The organism is Psychrobacter sp. PP-21 (genome assembly GCF_033790785.1).
GTDB lineage: Bacteria > Pseudomonadota > Gammaproteobacteria > Pseudomonadales > Moraxellaceae > Psychrobacter.
This window is the reverse complement of record NZ_JAMYEB010000094.1, coordinates 1-429: the sequence shown is the minus strand read 5'-3', so window position 1 is coordinate 429 and position 429 is coordinate 1. Positions and strand designations below refer to the sequence as shown.

The following is a 429-nucleotide window of genomic DNA, read 5'->3' as shown; positions in this document are numbered from 1 at the left end:
CATTGTCCGAGCTCCTTGGACCAGTTGATGGCGTTGACGTAGATGCCGAGAGGATTCTTCTTCAATCGATCGATATCGCGCGGCGGCTGGACAACGACCGAGAGGATTGCACTCCACCGTTCAGTCGCGGCGAGTTGGCTGTTCTCATAACGGCGTTCAATCCAGGCCAGGCGGAAGCTATCCGGCGATGCCCTGATGACGCTGGACACCTCAACCGCGATTTGGGTTTTGCCAAGCTTTGCGAACGGATCGTTGTTGCGCGCGTAGTCGTTGAGCGCCGTGGCCCCCCGGTCCGTCGTAAAGTCGTAAGCGCGCAGCCAGTCTTCGCGCAGGACGATGGCGTCCAGGGGTAAGCCGCGGACGTGTTCGATGAAACGCGCGAGGTGGAAGGCGATCTGAGGATCGGTCACCTGATAGGCTGCATTTGCC

General features: G+C 59.7%; 1 protein-coding gene. It reads right to left on the bottom strand.

Going from position 1 to position 429, the window contains the following annotated elements; translation table 11 throughout:
- On the bottom strand, positions 1 to 429 hold a 429-nt coding region (gene trbF / locus NJD71_RS13720), incomplete at both ends, for a conjugal transfer protein TrbF (protein WP_319052450.1).